Origin of the sequence: Anaerococcus lactolyticus S7-1-13, assembly GCF_000758765.1 — a bacterium.
Taxonomy (GTDB): Bacteria; Bacillota; Clostridia; order Tissierellales; family Peptoniphilaceae; genus Anaerococcus; species Anaerococcus lactolyticus.
Genome location: NZ_JRMW01000035.1, coordinates 12,754 through 28,512 on the forward strand (window position 1 = coordinate 12,754; position 15,759 = coordinate 28,512).

The 15,759-nt window shown below is 35.7% G+C and carries 18 protein-coding genes; 15 read left to right on the forward strand and 3 right to left on the reverse strand.

Features of this window, described 5'->3' with window-relative positions:
• Positions 1–1,296, forward strand: a complete 1,296-nt coding sequence (locus HMPREF1630_RS05405; protein WP_037327818.1) for a sensor histidine kinase — start codon at positions 1–3, stop codon at positions 1,294–1,296.
• Positions 1,297–1,421: 125 nt separating this feature from the next.
• Here the strand turns inward: HMPREF1630_RS05405 and HMPREF1630_RS05410 are convergent, their stop codons facing one another.
• Positions 1,422–2,582: an MFS transporter gene (locus HMPREF1630_RS05410; protein ID WP_004826703.1), complete on the reverse strand. Its 1,161-nt coding sequence runs from the start codon at positions 2,580–2,582 to the stop codon at positions 1,422–1,424.
• Between the two features lie 107 nt (positions 2,583–2,689).
• The gene (locus HMPREF1630_RS05415; protein ID WP_004826702.1) at positions 2,690–2,962 is read right to left on the reverse strand and encodes a GNAT family N-acetyltransferase; all 273 of its coding nucleotides are present in this window, start codon (positions 2,960–2,962) and stop codon (positions 2,690–2,692) included.
• A gap of 105 nt (positions 2,963–3,067) precedes the next feature.
• Here HMPREF1630_RS05415 and HMPREF1630_RS05420 point away from each other — a divergent pair, with 105 nt between their 5' ends.
• The 14 genes from HMPREF1630_RS05420 (at position 3,068) to HMPREF1630_RS05485 (ending at position 14,829) form a co-directional block, all read left to right on the forward strand.
• Positions 3,068–3,817, forward strand: a complete 750-nt coding sequence (locus HMPREF1630_RS05420; RefSeq protein WP_037327819.1) for a hypothetical protein — start codon at positions 3,068–3,070, stop codon at positions 3,815–3,817.
• 142 nt (positions 3,818–3,959) lie between these two features.
• Positions 3,960–5,072, forward strand: a complete 1,113-nt coding sequence (locus HMPREF1630_RS05425; protein WP_004826698.1) for an ABC transporter ATP-binding protein — start codon at positions 3,960–3,962, stop codon at positions 5,070–5,072.
• A complete protein-coding gene (locus tag HMPREF1630_RS05430) occupies positions 5,065–5,862 on the forward strand; it encodes an ABC transporter permease (protein ID WP_004826697.1) in 798 nt (265 codons plus the stop codon). The genes HMPREF1630_RS05425 and HMPREF1630_RS05430 overlap by 8 nt, the downstream gene beginning before the upstream one ends.
• The gene (locus tag HMPREF1630_RS05435) at positions 5,852–6,655 is read left to right on the forward strand and encodes an ABC transporter permease (RefSeq protein ID WP_037327821.1); all 804 of its coding nucleotides are present in this window, start codon (positions 5,852–5,854) and stop codon (positions 6,653–6,655) included. The genes HMPREF1630_RS05430 and HMPREF1630_RS05435 overlap by 11 nt, the downstream gene beginning before the upstream one ends.
• Positions 6,639–7,718 carry an ABC transporter substrate-binding protein gene (locus tag HMPREF1630_RS05440; RefSeq protein WP_004826693.1) on the forward strand — a complete coding sequence of 360 codons (1,080 nt, stop codon included), beginning with the start codon at positions 6,639–6,641 and terminating at the stop codon, positions 7,716–7,718. The genes HMPREF1630_RS05435 and HMPREF1630_RS05440 overlap by 17 nt, the downstream gene beginning before the upstream one ends.
• A 107-nt stretch (positions 7,719–7,825) precedes the next feature.
• Positions 7,826–9,019, forward strand: coding sequence for a M20 metallopeptidase family protein (locus HMPREF1630_RS05445; RefSeq protein WP_037327824.1), 1,194 nt, complete (start codon positions 7,826–7,828; stop codon positions 9,017–9,019).
• A 65-nt stretch (positions 9,020–9,084) separates the two neighbouring features.
• On the forward strand, positions 9,085–10,446 hold the full coding sequence (gene trkA, locus HMPREF1630_RS05450; RefSeq protein WP_037327827.1) for a Trk system potassium transporter TrkA: 1,362 nt from the start codon (positions 9,085–9,087) through the stop codon (positions 10,444–10,446).
• 2 nt (positions 10,447–10,448) lie between these two features.
• Positions 10,449–11,912, forward strand: coding sequence for a TrkH family potassium uptake protein (locus HMPREF1630_RS05455; protein ID WP_037327829.1), 1,464 nt, complete (start codon positions 10,449–10,451; stop codon positions 11,910–11,912).
• A 178-nt stretch (positions 11,913–12,090) separates the two neighbouring features.
• A complete protein-coding gene (gene rplM / locus HMPREF1630_RS05460) occupies positions 12,091–12,531 on the forward strand; it encodes a 50S ribosomal protein L13 (RefSeq protein WP_004826685.1) in 441 nt (146 codons plus the stop codon).
• Positions 12,532–12,541: 10 nt separating this feature from the next.
• Positions 12,542–12,934 (forward strand): 30S ribosomal protein S9, encoded by a 393-nt coding sequence (gene rpsI, locus HMPREF1630_RS05465; RefSeq protein ID WP_004826683.1) that lies wholly within the window; start codon positions 12,542–12,544, stop codon positions 12,932–12,934.
• A 54-nt stretch (positions 12,935–12,988) separates the two neighbouring features.
• Complete coding sequence (locus HMPREF1630_RS05470; protein ID WP_037327832.1) at positions 12,989–13,612, forward strand: epoxyqueuosine reductase QueH; 624 nt, start codon at positions 12,989–12,991, stop codon at positions 13,610–13,612.
• Between the two features lie 42 nt (positions 13,613–13,654).
• Positions 13,655–13,960: a hypothetical protein gene (locus HMPREF1630_RS05475; protein ID WP_037327834.1), complete on the forward strand. Its 306-nt coding sequence runs from the start codon at positions 13,655–13,657 to the stop codon at positions 13,958–13,960.
• Positions 13,953–14,432, forward strand: coding sequence for a ferritin (locus HMPREF1630_RS05480; protein ID WP_037327837.1), 480 nt, complete (start codon positions 13,953–13,955; stop codon positions 14,430–14,432). Before HMPREF1630_RS05475 ends, HMPREF1630_RS05480 begins: the two co-directional genes overlap by 8 nt.
• Positions 14,433–14,574: 142 nt before the next feature.
• Complete coding sequence (locus HMPREF1630_RS05485) at positions 14,575–14,829, forward strand: hypothetical protein (RefSeq protein WP_004826674.1); 255 nt, start codon at positions 14,575–14,577, stop codon at positions 14,827–14,829.
• A 115-nt stretch (positions 14,830–14,944) separates the two neighbouring features.
• On the opposite strand, the gene HMPREF1630_RS05490 is transcribed toward HMPREF1630_RS05485, so the two are convergent.
• Positions 14,945–15,751 carry a Cof-type HAD-IIB family hydrolase gene (locus HMPREF1630_RS05490; RefSeq protein ID WP_037327840.1) on the reverse strand — a complete coding sequence of 269 codons (807 nt, stop codon included), beginning with the start codon at positions 15,749–15,751 and terminating at the stop codon, positions 14,945–14,947.
• Positions 15,752–15,759: the final 8 nt, after the last annotated feature.

A 15,759-nucleotide genomic window follows, 5' to 3' on the forward strand; every position in this document is an offset into this window, starting at 1 on the left:
ATGTTTAACTATATAATAAAAAGATTTAAAAAAATTGTAATTAGAATACTGCTCTTGCTATTTTTTCTGATTTTTTTGCTCATGACCTTTTTATATTTAAACTACAAGTTAAGTGTTGAATATCCAAACCCAAATGATGTTTATACTTATATAACTGATAATAAGACGGACGTTTATCTTAACGAAAAAAATAGGGGATTTTTAAAAGAAAAAAATATATGGGCGTTAAGGCTAGATAAGAGTGGGAAAGTCACCGAATCTTTTGGCAAGCCAAGGGAAGTAAAAGATAAATTTAATCTAACAGATGTTGCAAGTTTCACTAGGTATTATTTGGCTGACTACCCTGTATTTACTTATATCCTAGGTGATGGCCTGCTTGTCTTTGCCTATCCAAAAAATTCTCTGGATAAGTTGCCTTTTAATTATTATAACTACCACAACCTTATTTTTAATTTGTGGTTAGTTGTCTTATTTATAATTTTATTTTTACTCTTTGTTTATATTTTTTATAGGTTGGATATAAGGGATATCCTTAAAAATATAAGTCCTTTTCAAAAGGCGATTGATGAGCTTTTTGAAGACGACTTTGAAAAACTAGATGAAAATGGAGAATTAAGAGATCTGGCCTTATCTATTAATGAGGCAAATGAAAAATATAAGATCTTAAAACAATCGCAAAGTAAGTGGATAAGGGGAGTAAGCCACGATGTTAGAACTCCTCTTGCAAAGATTTCCTGGGAGCTTAGCAAAGCAGATAGAAAAGACCTTGACATTAGAAATATCCAAGACCAAGTCTTAAAAATTTCTAATATTTTAGAGGGCTTAAACCTAACTATGTCGCTTGCCAATTTGGATAAGGAAAATTTTGTGGAAAAAAGTCCGGTAAAGCTAATTCGAAAACTTATAGTTGATAAGTTAAATGAAAATCCAACCAGGGAAATTATTTTTGAAAATAAATTAGCAAAGCAAAATCAAGAAATAAAAATGGATCCTAACTTATTTTATAGGATGCTAGAAAATATTTTAAAAAACTCACTTATTTATACAGGTGGGAAAATATGGACTACAATAATGGATGCTGACGATAAGCTAATAATTACCATCTTAGATGAGGGTGGGGGAGTTGACGAAAGTATTATAAAAAGAATCAATGAGGAAGATCTAACCAATATAACAAGTCATGGTCTTGGTATTTTTATCGCCAAACAAATAGCAGAATTGCACGGGGGCTCTTTTTTAATAAGAAATAGAAAGCCTGGTCTTGAAGTATCTTTTATATTTGATCTAATGAATTAAATATGATTTGGATTTATAATTTAGGTTTGATTAGGAGAAATCTAGAAAAATACGTTGGAAAGATTAGGGTTTTAAATAGTAAAAAATTCCAGAGCTAGGACTCTGGAATTTTTATAAGCTTTTTTCTACCTAAGTCTAAAAGACCTTACACTTAAATATTCGTAGAAGTAAACTGCAAAAAATCCTAGATAGAGGACTGAAAAGCCCATGAAGGCCGTGGTTGGGCCCTTTAGGTTGAAAAACAAGGTCACTAAACTTAAGAAGCTTGATGCCAAAAATCCACCTAGGTTTGATCCTACAAAGATTAGGTTATTTACAATCCTTGATGAGGATGACCTGGTAACTCTCGCAACTTCTGCGAAAATATAAGGAAAACACAAACTTTGGGAGACGGCAGTAAGGGCCATGCCTACCATATAAACATAAACATTTTGCCCAAAAACGCTTAGGATAATATTTTTAAATATATAGATGAGAAGGCCAAGTAAAATGGTTTTTGACCTTAATTTCCTATTTATCTTGCCAAAGAAAAACCCTGTTGTCATGCCAAATATTGGTATAACCATGGTTAGCATATTGATGTTGGCGTTAGGACCCAGGCCTTGTGTAGCTATGGTTGAAAACCTGATAGTGACAGCTGTGGTATCCATCAAAGTCACCCCAGCAAAAACCATAAAGAAGATGGTTTGGAGCGTGATTTTAAATTTTTCCTCAGCTAGGGTTTTGGGATGGACTACATCTTCGACTGTGAGGTTAAAAAATATCAAAATCAAAAAGGCTATGGTATAGGTTAGAAAAACGTAGTGCCAGGATATTTTTAGGATGAGTCCAGCTATAAATAAGAGCAACATTAATCCTATGTACTCACAAGAATTCCTAATTCCGTGGAGACTTGCCGCCTCATCACCTTTGTAAAAAATATTTATAAGGCTGGCTGCGTGACCATTGTAAAGTCCTACCCCAAAGCCTAGTATGAGTCTAGAAATAAAAATACTTAGGTAGGTCCTTGAAAGGAGGGGCAGAAAGGCAGAAGATCCAACTAAAAAAAGCCCCAGGCTCACACATTTTTTAATGCCAATCCTTTGGCTAATCGGTTCGCTTAAAAGAATGGCGATGATGGTTGTGATGGATGGAAGGCTTACCAAAAATTCTGCTTGGGCAAGGGAAATGCCGAGTTCATCCTTAATAAAAATAAGACCACCACTTATGATTGCATTTACAGCCAAAATGATGGAAACAGATAAGATTCCTGGTTTTCTGAGCCAATTTTTATTAGAATTTTCCATTCTTCACCTCCCTTGTTAACTACCCTTATAATACCACCTAAAAATCTTTAAAGCTAGAAAGGGGAGAATTTTAACAAGGAAAAAGACACAAAAATTGGGTCGAGATTTTATCTGGCGTCAACATCCTCATATTTTCTATCTTCGTCAAATTTTTTTGCTACGTACGAACAGGTTGGAAAAATTTTCTTGTTCTCATTCCTAGCCAAATTTACCACTTCATCTAGGAGCTTCTTTGCGATTCCCCTGCCACCATAGGCCCTATCGACTTCTGTGTGGTAGATGTCAATTACCCCGTCATTAATTTTGTATTCGCAAAGACCGATTATTTTATCATCTTCAATCGCTTCAGCTCTGGATTTATCTTTATTTATTTTAATCATTATATCACCTCAGTAAATTAATACCCAATTATAGATTAATATGGTAAAATTTTATAAATTGTGGTAAATTAATATAAATGAAAAAAATTAACAATGGAGAATTTTATGAAAAGAGAATATAGATTTTCGTCTATACTTTGGATAATGATTATAGGTGGGCTTACAAATTACCTTTTGATTAAGCTAATATCTGCTATTGGTGGAGATAATTTCATCGTAGATATATTAGGAGATTTACTTACAGGAATAATTTCCTTTGTATTTGTTTTCTCTTTATCAAGTGGTCTTATTAGAAATAGGATGGGTTCAGTAGGAGACTACCTAAACCAGGTAAATTATTTAAATGGAAAGGTCCTTACAGTAGGATTTTTAATTTCTATAGCGCAAGCTATTGCCCAATACGCTTTTTCAGCAAGTGGGGCAGTCGGTGTATTTTCAGCTGTAGCAAGTCCAAGCAATAAGTCTGTTTTTGCTATTGGTACGATAATCCTTCCTATAGTGTGCGCCATAATATTTTTAGTTCTTGCTATATTTTTTGCCTACTCAAACTTTTATCTAGCCGATCATTATGATAGTGAAGATGGAGTTATGACAATTATAGGAAAGATTTTTAGCCAAGGCAAGAAACTCTTTAAAAAGACCCTAATCTTAGGTTTAAAATGGGTTGGCATACCACTTATAATATTTTTAGGTCTAATAGCGTCCGTATTTTTAATAAAGGATGAATTTCTTGTATGGGGATTGCTTAGTTTCTATATTTTAGTCTTTGCAGTTATAATGGTAATTACAACTATTATCCTAATGGCGAGATTATCCGATGCATATTTAGATGATAGATATGAAATCCAATCATAAATTTGCTGGTCCAAGTGACCAGTATTTTTTTGCCTATTATTAGCGAAAAATTTATAATCTAATAAAGCTTTACAAATTATATAATAAATTTTTTGAAAAAGAGGTATACTTTTTATAATGAGAAAATGTTGGGGGGTGTTGTATGGATAAAAATTATGAGAAATATTCTGTAGTTCTTGATGGAGTTTCTAAGTTTTTTGGAGACGAGGAAGTTTTAAAATCCGTTGACTTGGAGCTTGAAAAGGGAAAGTTTTATACTCTTTTGGGTCCTTCTGGATGTGGCAAGACTACAATTTTAAATTTAATAGCTGGATTTTTGGAACCTAGTAAGGGTTCTGTTTACATAAATGGGAAAAATGTTGGTGATGTGCCTGCGAGCAAGAGAACTGTTAATACAGTTTTTCAAAATTATTCGCTCTTTCCCCATATGAATGTTTACGACAATGTAGCTTTTGGCTTGGAAATTAAAAAAATTGACAAGGCTATAATCAAAAAAGAGGTGGAGAAGGCCCTTGAAATGGTAAACCTTGCTGGTTTTGAAAGACGTGAGGTAAGCCAGATGTCTGGTGGACAAAAGCAGAGGGTGGCGATTGCTCGTGCGATTGTAAATAAACCGGATGTACTTTTGCTTGATGAACCTCTTTCTGCTCTCGACATGAAATTAAGAAAGTCTATGCAAGTTTTACTAAGTGATATCCAGTGGGAACTTGGAATCACCTTTGTGTTTGTAACTCACGACCAGGAAGAGGCCCTAGCCCTATCTGACCATATTTTTGTCATGGATAAGGGAAAAATTGTCCAGCAAGGTCCTCCAAAAGATATATATGACGAGCCAATCAACCGTTATGTTGCAGAATTTATTGGTGAATCTAATATCCTAAAGGCAAGGATGGTTGATGACTATAAGGTAGAATTTGCTGGCAAGGTTTTTGACTGTTCTGATGCTGGTATTGCCAAGGGTGAGAGGGTAGAAGTTGTAATTAGACCTGAAGATATTGAAGTTGTTCCGCTTAATCAAGCAGACATAGTTGTAAACATTGACAATATTCTTTTCCGTGGTGTCTTTAATGAATTAATTGCCATTGATAAGATGGAGTTTTCTTGGAAAATCCATACAACTAGACGTTTTGAAGAAGGCGATGACATCGGAATTAAGATAGATGCTGAAAATATCCACGTTATGCGTTACAACGAAACCGAAGAGGCTTTCGATAAGAGAATCGAAAAGTACGCTACTGGAGAAAGTGATGACTAAAAAATACCAAAAATTAACCTTTATATATTACATTTGGATTTTGGTTTTCATAATAGCTCCAATTCTGCTTTTGCTTTACCAGTCATTTTTTGATATTTATGGTAACTTTACCTTTGATAATTATATAGCTTATTTTTCCAACAAAAACTATATAATCATGACCCTAAATTCATTTTTGACTGCCTTTTTAATTACATCCTTTACACTTTTGTGGGCCTATCCATTTTCATATTTTTTGACTAAGTCCAAGCACAAGGATTTGATTTTGCTTTTGGTAATTTTGCCAACTTGGATAAACCTCGTTCTTAAAGCCTACGCCTTTATAGGACTTTTTAATAAAAATGGAACCATAGTGGGTCTTTTGGGCCTTGCAAGCCAAGGATTTTTATTTACAAATCCAGCCTTTATCCTAGTAGCTTCTTATGTAGAGCTTCCTTTTATGATTTTGCCTATCTTTAGATCGATTGATACTATTCCTAGGGAGTATATAATTGCAAGCGAAGACTTAGGAGCAAGCAAGCTTCAAACTTTTAGGAAGATTATCCTACCCCTTTCAATGGACGGAGTTATAGCTGGATTTCAGGCAGTTTTCATCCCTTCCTTGTCCTTGTTTTTGATTACAAGGATAATTGGAGGCAACAAGATAATCACCCTAGGCACAGCTGTTGAGCAGCACTATCTTGTGACTCAAAACTGGGGCATGGGTTCAACCATAGGCCTTATCCTAATCGGGATTATGTTTGCAGTGATTTCGCTTTTGAACAAGAAGGGGGAAGTAAATGGAAAATAAATCAAACAAATTATCTAAATTATTTTTGATTTTTGTTTTTATCATTATGTACCTTCCTCTGGCATATTTAATTTTTTATTCCTTCAATAGTGGTGGGAATATGAATTCTTTTGAATCATTTACCCTTGAACATTACCAAGCAGTTTTTTCTGACAAGAGGTTGTTAAATATTGTTTTGAATACCATAATCTTAGCCCTCTTGTCATCTCTAATTGCAAGTATTGTTGGAACTTTAGGAGCGATTTCTATATACTATACAAAAAATAAAAAAATCAAAAAACAGCTTCTAAGTCTAAATTCAGTTTTGATGGTTCTTCCAGACATCATGATGGGTGCTAGCTTCTTGATTTTGTTTAGTATTTTATTGAAAATTCCTATGGGATTTTTCTCGGTCCTTCTTGCTCACATTGCTTTTTCAATTCCTATAGTTGTCCTTATGGTTTTGCCAAGGCTTTATGCTCTAAATGAGGATATGATAAGGGCTGCCGAAGACTTGGGCGCTAGTGATATGATGATTTTAAATAAGATAATCTTGCCAAATATAGCAAGTGGGATTTTTGCAGGATTTTTTATGGCCCTTACTTATTCGCTTGACGATTTTGCTGTTACATTTTTCGTGACCGGGTCAGGTTTTTCGACCCTTTCCATAGAAATTTATTCTAGGGTTAGGAGTGGAATTTCTCTTGAAATTAACGCCCTATCAGCCATAATTTTTGCTATTTCCTTAGTTATGGTAATTATCTATTATATAATCGAAAGAAGGGAGACAAAGAAATATGAACAAGGTTTATAAATTTATTTTAGGAATTTTAGGCCTAACCCTTCTCCTAGTTTTTTGTAAAGATAGATTAAATGCGAGCTCTACAGGTTCAAGTGATAAGGATATATACTTTTACAATTGGGGAGACTATGTTGATCCACAAATCCTTAGAGATTTTGAAAAGGAAACAGGCTATAGGATAGTCTACGAAACCTTCGACTCCAATGAGGCCATGATGGCCAAAATCGAGCAGGGCAAGACCCATTATGACCTCGCCTTTCCTTCAGAATATACAGTTGAGATGATGAAGCAAAAAGGGCTTTTGGAAAAGCTTGACCATTCTAAAATCAAGGGGCTTGATAATATTGATGAGAGATTTCTAGACCAGATTTATGACCCGGGCAATGAATATTCAGTACCATATTTTTGGGGAACTTTTGGTATAATTTACAATACAGAAAAGTATGGGGCAAAAGATTTGGATTCATGGGCTAAGCTTTGGGATCCTAAGTTTAAGGGAGAAATTCTTTCCTTTGATGGGGCGAGAGAAACCCTTGGCATTGGTTTGTTAAAAAATGGTTATGATATAAATGAAAAGGATGAAAAAATCTTAAGGAAGGTTAAGAACGACCTGGTGCCTTTTATGGCAAATGTTAAGGCTATCCTTGCTGATGAAATAAGGATGTATGTGGCCCAGGGCGAAGCTGACATAGGAATAACTTTTTCCGGTGAAGCTGCCAAGGCAGAGGCCTTAAACGATAAGCTTGCCTATATTATACCTAAAGAAGGGTCAAATATTTGGTTTGATACCATGGTTATTCCAAAAACTAGCAAAAACAAAGAAGGAGCTTATGCCCTAATTTCTTATCTTTTAAGACCTGAAGTTGCAGCTAAAAACGCAGACTATATACATTATGCAACTCCAAATAAAAAAGCAATGAAATTAGTAAAACCTAATCCAAGGATAGATAAGACTCTTTATCCAGATGATGATATTATTGACAAATTAACAGTTTTTAAAGATTTGGGCAAGGAAACAACTATTTTATACAATGATTTGTATTTGGATTTAAAGATTGCTCCACAAGCAGAATAGGAAAAAGGACTTAGTTTTAAAGCGCTTTTATAGATAAGAGCGATTTATTATAGACTAAGTCTTTTTGTTTTGGGTATATATAATACGATAATTAGAAAGGAAAACTTATGACAGATACTATAAAAAAATCAATATTAGCCAATGAAGAAAAAATGATAGCAGATAGGAGATATATGCACGAAAATCCTGAGCTATCTATGAAGGAAGTGAAAACCACAGCTTTTATAAAAAAAGAACTTGAGGCTATGGGTTTTAATCCTGTAGAAATCGACCCGACAGGTCTTATGGTTGAAATAAATCCAGAAAGTAAGGGCAAGACTGTACTTTTAAGGGCAGATATAGATGCACTTCCAATCAAAGAAACAAACGACTTTGATTTTAAAAGCCAAGTGGAAGGTGTAAGCCACGCTTGTGGTCACGATATCCATGCAGCCATGCTTTTAAACGCAACAAAGGCACTTTTGAAGGTGAAAGATGACCTAAATGGCAGGGTGAGAATAATTTTCCAACCTGGTGAAGAAACTGGCGAAGGTGGAAGGGCTGTTGTTAGTGGGGGTTATACAAAGGATGTAGATACAGGTTTTGCCATCCACATCCACACTGCTTGGGATTTAGGCAAAGCTGCTACTGGCTACGGGGAAGTCATGGCAAACAATACCTTTTTCACAGTGAAATTTAAGGGTACGTCTGCCCATTCATCCACTCCTTACCAAGGCAATGATGCCATGCTTATGCTTGCAAATTTTATAAACGTAGCCTACGCTATCCAGGCTAGAAAAATTGACAATGTCTTTCATCCAGTTGTGCTTAACTTGGGAGTTGTAGAAGGTGGATCTGCATCAAACGCAGTTGCAGCTGATATAAGACTTGATGGATCCTTCAGGTCTTTTTCTAATGAATCAGTAGATTTTATGGTGAAGGAACTTGAAAAAGCAGCCAAACTTTCTGCAGAGATTTACGGAGGAGAGGCGGACTTTGATTACCACATGGGAGCAGGTGCTGTAATCAACGAAGAAAAATCAACTGACCTTTCAGTAAAAATAGCAAGAGAAATTTTTGGTGAAGAAAATGTTTCAACTGACCTAAAACTCGCCGGCTCAGAGGACTTTGGTTTTTACTTATCAGGTTATAAGGATGTGCCGGGAATCAAGGGCACTTATATGTTTATAGGTGGCAGGGACCCAGAAAACAAGGCGACCTACCCACAAAACCACGCCACAGACTTTAATCCAGATGAAAGAGCTATGAAATATGGTGCAGAGCTTTTAGCACGCTATGCCTACGATTATCTAAAGAAATAAATATGGGAAAATCTATAAATGAGGTAAGGTATTAGTAAGATCTTTGAATTTCCTAAGGAGCTTTGATGAAAATAATTATTTTAGGAGCCGGCAAAGTCGGCTCTTTTGTGACAAAAGACCTCTCCAACGAGGGGCACGATATAGTTGTAATTGACAGAAATAAGGAAGTTTTAGAAGAGCTTTTGGCGACCAATGATGTAATGGGTTTAGTGGGTGATGGCAGAGATGTGGAGGCCCTAGTTGAGGCAGGAGCAAAGGATTGTGACCTCTTTATAGCAATAAGCCAGTCTGATGATGTAAACCTAATCGCATCGACTTTCGCCAAAAATTTAGGAGCCAAAAACATTATTATAAGGCTAAGGGAACCTCGCTATGTTAAGCACAGGAGATTTATAGGTGAAGTCACCGATGCCATGTCCATTGTGAACCCAGAATACATAGCAGCCAAGGACCTACAAAGGAGCCTTAAATACTCTCATGCCCTCAACGTAGAATCTTTCTTTAAGGATAGGGCTATAATGATGGAGCTTGTAATAGACGAAGGCTCAGACCTTGATGGCAGAAAGCTTTCAGATTTAAGAACCTATTCAGAAAATTATCACACCCTAATCGGTATCATAAATTCTGATGGAGATGTTAATATTCCCCACGGTGATGATATCCTAAAAGCTGGGGACAAGATTTATGTAATAGGTGCAAAGGAAGCTGTGGATAGTTTTTATAGGCACGAACAAAAGGGTGCCTACGACATAGAAAACATCTTGGTAATAGGAGCTGGAAATATTTCTAAGTACCTTGTTGGTCTTTTGGTCGACAGAGGCTTTAAGGTGACTGTTGTAGAAATTGATAGAAAAAAAGCAGAAGATATCAGCGAGATGCACGAAGCAGCTGTAGTAATAAATGCTGATGGTACCAGTCCTGAAGTCCTAGAAGAATTAAGGTTAAATCATTTTGATGCCCTTCTTGCCCTAACAGGTATAGATGAAGAAAATATTTTGATATCCCTTCTTGCCCAAAAATCAGGACTTGAAAAGGTAATTGCCAAGGTCAATAGGACTAAGCTATTAAAAATGACTGGAATCCTAGACAATGATACAACTTTTGCACCAAAGATGGCAGCAAGTGATGTGATCAATAGGTTGGTAAGAAGCAAGGTAAACGCTAGGGGCAAGTCAATTTCATCCCTATATAGGCTAGAGGAAGGTGAAGTTGAGGTGATAGAATTTAAAGCCATCGACCATTCTAGAATACTAGACAGACCTCTAAAAAATTTAAGTATTAGAGACGATAGTTTGGTTTTGGCAATTGACCATGGTCAGGTTGAAATAGAAATCCCAAATGGGTCATCAAAGATTAATCTTGGTGACTCGGTTCTTGTTGCGACAACCAACCACAGCTTTAAGGTTTTAGATGATATATTGGAGTAAGTATGAATATTAAGACGATAAATTATCTTTTGGGCAGGCTCCTCCAAGTCTTGGCACTATTAATGTTGGTCCCACTCTTGGTTGCCTTTATCTACCAAGAAGGATTTAAGGATAAGTTATACTTTATTTTGCCGATATTAATTTCTGGTCTAGGTGGAAGCCTACTTGTAAAAATAGGCGACGAACAAGGTCATATCTACACCAGAGAAGCTCTTTTTACTACAGCGGCATGTTGGGTGATTTTTTCTATAATCGGAGCCATTCCCCTCTACCTTACACCGACAAATTACCACACCTTCCTAGATGCTTTTTTTGAGATGGCAAGTGGTTTTACAACTTGTGGGGCATCTGTAGCAAACGATGTGGAATTATTGCCTCATTCAATTATTATGTGGAGGTCCCTATCCCACCTTATCGGAGGTATGGGGATTTTGGTATTTACCCTAGCGATTTTGCCAAAATCAAATAAAGAATCGTCAAACCTCCTTCAAGCAGAAATGCCAGGACCATCTTTTGGCAAACTTACACCAAAGCTTGGTAAGACTGCCAGAGTCTTATACATAATTTATTTGGTAATGACCCTCATTACAGTTATATTTTTAATGTTTGGAGGAATGAACCTATTTGATGCAATAATTTATGCTATGGGTGCAGCGGGTACTGGAGGCTTTGCCAATAAGGGTCTATCAGTAGGCTATTATGACTCAAGATATATTGAATTAGTACTTTCTGTTGCCATGATTTTATTTGGGGTGAACTTTAACCTCTATTATTACGCCCTAATTAGGTCTGCAAGAGAGGGCTTTAAGTCAGAAGAACTTTATTGGTACTTGGGAATAATCGCCATCTCTACTGGTTTGATCTTCTTTAATATCAGAGGCTATTATGATGATCTAGCCTACACTGGCATTCAATCCCTATTTACCGTCTCATCAATAATGACAACAACAGGTTATGTATCTGCGGACTATGGTGCTTGGCCGATGTTTTCAAGAAACATTTTAATCTTGTTAATGTTTATAGGTGCATCTGCAGGCTCTACTGCGGGTGGCTTTAAGGTTTCAAGATTTTTAATCTTATTTAAAGCAACCATCAACCACATAAAAAAAGTTATCAATCCAAGAAGAGTAACTATCACAAAACTTGACGGCAAAAAGATGGATGAGGAATTAGAAGAAGCAGTAAACAAGTATTTGGTTTCATATATCTTGCTCTTTATCCTCTTTATGGTAATAGTTAGTAGGGACGTAGAAAATTTCGAAGCAGCCTTCGCAGCTGTTGCTACAACCTTTAATAACGTAGGACCAGGCTTAAAAGATTTTGGTCCCGTATCTTCCTTTGCAGCCATGGCACCAACATCTAAGTTTACCCTAACCTTTGCCATGCTCTTTGGAAGGCTAGAGCTTTATCCTATGCTTCTACTCTTTTCTCCTTATACTTATAAAAAACTTGCAAAGAGAAAATAGAAAATATTGACAAAAGCTCTAAAAGCTGGTATTATATATCAGTCGACTCAGACCTTCATAAGGAATCGAGACGAATCGCATATCCTGGGAGCGATAGATAAGTGCCAGGACGAGTACAGCCGCAAGCTACTAATGCGGTGTCTAAATATAGTAGCCGAAAAAATTATAGGAGGATGAGATGAAACATCAAAAGACATGGACTGCGACTCCATCAAACATCGAAAGAAAATGGTATGTTGTTGATGCAGAAGGCATGGTTCTAGGTAGACTAGCTAGCCAAGTTGCAGCAATACTAAGAGGAAAGAACAAACCAACCTTTACTCCACACTTTGACACAGGAGACTATGTAATAGTTGTTAATGCTGACAAGGTAGTGCTTACAGGAAACAAAGAAGATCAAAAAGAATACAAGAGATATTCTGGATACACAGGTGGTCTTAAAATTACTAAGTTTAAAGACATGAAAGCTAAGTTCCCAGAAAGAATTGTAGAAAATGCAATTGTAGGAATGCTTCCACACAACAAACTTGGTCGTGCTATGGCAAAAAAACTAAGAGTTTACGCTGGCCCTGACCATGGTCATGAAGCACAATTCCCAGAAGCTTTAGATCTTAAGTAAGGAGTAAAATATGGCAGATAACATTATACAATCAACTGGTAGAAGAAAAACCTCTGTTGCAAGAGTAACAATGGTACCAGGATCTGGAAATATAATAGTAAACGGAAAAGATTTAGATCAATATTTTGATTTTGAATCTCTTAAAATTATAGCAAGAAGCCCACTAACATTAACAGAAAATCTTACAAGCTTTGACATCAGAGTTAATGTAAACGGCGGTGGCTTCAATGGTCAAGCAGGAGCTATTAGACACGCAATCGCAAGAGCGCTAATCATAGCAAACCCTGACCTAAGAATAGCCCTAAAGAGAGCTGGCTTCCTAACACGTGATTCACGTAAAAAGGAAAGAAAAAAACCAGGTCTCAAAAAGGCGAGAAAATCTTCACAATTCTCAAAGAGATAATATGCAAATCGCAGGAATGTTTATTCTTGCGATTTTTTTGCTTGAAAGGTTTATATGAACAAAATTAATTATAATAGGATGATGGAAGAAATCATACAAGGACTTGATAAAGAAGGAAGAAAGCCAAGCTTGTTGTTGCAAGTATGCTGTGGCCCATGTTCAACCCAAGTCATAGAAAGACTTAGGGAATATTTTGTTATGGACTTATACTTTTACAATCCCATGATCTATCCAAGAGAAGAACTTGAAAAACGTGCAGAAAATTTACAAATAGTTGCAGAAAAATCTGCTTTCGACGGCGAAGTTATAATTCCAGCTAATGATATGAGGGATTTTGAAAAAGTCGCCCAAAAAAGAAAAGACGACAAGGAGTTTGGTAGGGCTTGCTATGATTGCTATAAATTAAGGTTAGAAGAAACTGCAAGACTTGCCAAGGAAAAATCCTATGAATATTTCACAACCAGTCTATCAATATCTCCTTATAAAAACGCTCAATGGCTAAACGAAATTGGCAAAGAACTTGAGGAAAAATATGGCGTTAAATACCTATATGCAGACTTTAAAAAGAAGGATGGATATAGGAAATCAATAGAACTTTCAAAAAAATATGGGATATACAGGCAGGAATATTGTGGCTGTATCTTCTCAAAAAAAGAAATGGAAGAAAATAATTGTTAAATTTTTTTTAAAAATGGGTATCTTTATTAATAGGAGATGGCTATGAAAGACTTACTTTTAATCAAAAAATTAAATCCTCTAATAGATTCTACAAAAGTATTTCCTATAACCTTCCAACTAGATGGAAAATTCACTAAGAAGAAGGCGATGGAGATTTTCTGTGGCTTAAAATCAAAGGGAATAATAGCTGGGGATGAATTTATGATTAAGGATAAGAGTTTCACAGTCAATATAAATTCCGAAAATACAACACAAGTAATAAAGGAGATATTAGCAAGAAACCTAGATATATACGGTGTATATATTCCTTACGGTGAAATGCTAGAAAAAGGAGAAATAAATGAGTAAAGTATTAGATTTATTAAATGAACAAATGAATTTTGAGTATGAATCAGCATACATCTATAAAGCAATGGCTGCTTATACAGACAGACTTGAGCTTGATGGATTCACACATTGGTTTGATAGTCAAGTTAAAGAAGAAATCGAACATGGCGAAGCCATAAAACACTTCCTTCAAGAAGTAGGCTATGATGTTAGATATAAGGCAATAGCTGAACCACAATATGACTATGAAAGCCTAGTAGACGTATTTAAGGCAGCCCTAGCTCATGAAAAAGAAGTATCAAGAAGAATTTATGAAATAGCAGAACTTGCCAAAGAAGAAGATCTAAGAGTATTTTCATTTATCAAAGGCTTTATTGATGAACAAGTTGAAGAAGAAGATACAGTAGGCAAGATTGTAACAAGACTAGAAAGAATTAACGGCAACTGGGGTGGAATCTACATCCTTGACCACGAATTTGGTTATAGAAAATAGTTTAAGGGGAGCTAGGCTCCCTTTTTTTGTTCCTTACATATATTAAAACCGAACTTAAGATATAAAAGAATATCCAAAATAATATTAAGATACTTGACATAAAACTTCAATATATGTATAATATTAACAAAAGGAGTTCAATATGTTAACCTTACTTTTAATCATAGGTGCCATTTTCATTGGCATCCCACTTATAAAATTAGTTTTTAAATTGATCTTAGGAGTCCTAGGTATCACCATTGGTCTTGTAAGCCTACCATTATTAATAGTCGGTGGGTTAATAATTTTGCCAATAGTAATAATTTTTGGAATCCTAACCCAACTTCTACCTATCCTTATTGTCGGAGGACTTATATATATGGGCTATAGGTATATGACAAATAGAGAATATTATTAGAGAAAAAATAGACTAAGCTTGGTTTTCCTAGCTTAGTTTTTTGTTGCCCATCTAAGAGAGACAAGCAAACAAAAAGAGCGAAACAAAAAACCACCTGCTATGCAGGTGGAGGGATTTATAGGTTTAAAACAAATTTTTCTATGGCTTCACCTACGGCACCTTTGCTGTTGTCTAGGCTGGTGGTGTAGTCGGCTGTTTGTTTTACTTGTAGTCTTGCGTTATTTACTGCGACAGACCTGCCTACTTCTTCTAGCATGGCTACGTCGTTGTGGTTATCTCCGATGGCTAGGACGTCTTTTAAATCTATGCCATAGTAGTCACAGACTTTCTTTAAGGCTTGTGCCTTATTTACGCCCTTGGCATTTATTTCCATATACATATTTGAAGAATAGGAAATTTCGAGGTTATAGTCTGTTATCTTTGCTATATCAACTTCTTGAGCTTGGAGCTTGTTCATGTTTTTGTTTTTTATTATTACCTTTAGGATGGTTTCATCTTTTAAAAATTCAATGTTGTCAGTATCTAGGATATTGATATGCTTTTCAGCCACGATTGATTCATCAGATAGATTGATTCCGTATTTTTTATTTAGGGTATAAAGATAGAATGTGAGATTGTTCTCATAGGCGTAGGCAAAAATTTTTCTCGCATAGGCAAAATCCATGTCTACAACATTTACAATTTCCTTGGTTTTTACATTCATTATAACTGCGCCATTACAACAAATTATATACCTGTCATCGGCGATGACTCCTGCCTGATCTGGGATATCAAAGATTTCATAAGGCCCCCTTCCGGTTGCGAGGATAACAATTATGCCTTTTTCTATGGCTTTTTTTATTGCGTCTTTATTTCTTTCTGGGACCTTTTGATCGCGGCTTATTAATGTTTCATCAATGTCAGATGCAATTAATTTTATCATATATAACC

Excerpts from the sequence above, each read along its gene's own strand:
- HMPREF1630_RS05455 (WP_037327829.1), top strand. The coding sequence starts at position 10,449 with ATGAATATTAAGACGATAAATTATCTTTTGGGCAGGCTCCTCCAAGTC.
- HMPREF1630_RS05435 (WP_037327821.1), top strand. The coding sequence starts at position 5,852 with ATGGAAAATAAATCAAACAAATTATCTAAATTATTTTTGATTTTTGTT.
- HMPREF1630_RS05415 (WP_004826702.1), bottom strand. The coding sequence starts at position 2,962 with ATGATTAAAATAAATAAAGATAAATCCAGAGCTGAAGCGATTGAAGAT.
- trkA (WP_037327827.1), top strand. The coding sequence starts at position 9,085 with ATGAAAATAATTATTTTAGGAGCCGGCAAAGTCGGCTCTTTTGTGACA.
- HMPREF1630_RS05420 (WP_037327819.1), top strand. The coding sequence starts at position 3,068 with ATGAAAAGAGAATATAGATTTTCGTCTATACTTTGGATAATGATTATA.
- rpsI (WP_004826683.1), top strand. The coding sequence starts at position 12,542 with ATGGCAGATAACATTATACAATCAACTGGTAGAAGAAAAACCTCTGTT.
- HMPREF1630_RS05490 (WP_037327840.1), bottom strand. The coding sequence starts at position 15,751 with ATGATAAAATTAATTGCATCTGACATTGATGAAACATTAATAAGCCGC.
- HMPREF1630_RS05430 (WP_004826697.1), top strand. The coding sequence starts at position 5,065 with ATGACTAAAAAATACCAAAAATTAACCTTTATATATTACATTTGGATT.
- HMPREF1630_RS05410 (WP_004826703.1), bottom strand. The coding sequence starts at position 2,582 with ATGGAAAATTCTAATAAAAATTGGCTCAGAAAACCAGGAATCTTATCT.
- HMPREF1630_RS05470 (WP_037327832.1), top strand. The coding sequence starts at position 12,989 with ATGAACAAAATTAATTATAATAGGATGATGGAAGAAATCATACAAGGA.
- HMPREF1630_RS05480 (WP_037327837.1), top strand. The coding sequence starts at position 13,953 with ATGAGTAAAGTATTAGATTTATTAAATGAACAAATGAATTTTGAGTAT.
- HMPREF1630_RS05475 (WP_037327834.1), top strand. The coding sequence starts at position 13,655 with ATGAAAGACTTACTTTTAATCAAAAAATTAAATCCTCTAATAGATTCT.
- HMPREF1630_RS05485 (WP_004826674.1), top strand. The coding sequence starts at position 14,575 with ATGTTAACCTTACTTTTAATCATAGGTGCCATTTTCATTGGCATCCCA.
- HMPREF1630_RS05440 (WP_004826693.1), top strand. The coding sequence starts at position 6,639 with ATGAACAAGGTTTATAAATTTATTTTAGGAATTTTAGGCCTAACCCTT.
- HMPREF1630_RS05445 (WP_037327824.1), top strand. The coding sequence starts at position 7,826 with ATGACAGATACTATAAAAAAATCAATATTAGCCAATGAAGAAAAAATG.
- rplM (WP_004826685.1), top strand. The coding sequence starts at position 12,091 with ATGAAACATCAAAAGACATGGACTGCGACTCCATCAAACATCGAAAGA.
- HMPREF1630_RS05425 (WP_004826698.1), top strand. The coding sequence starts at position 3,960 with ATGGATAAAAATTATGAGAAATATTCTGTAGTTCTTGATGGAGTTTCT.
- HMPREF1630_RS05405 (WP_037327818.1), top strand. The coding sequence starts at position 1 with ATGTTTAACTATATAATAAAAAGATTTAAAAAAATTGTAATTAGAATA.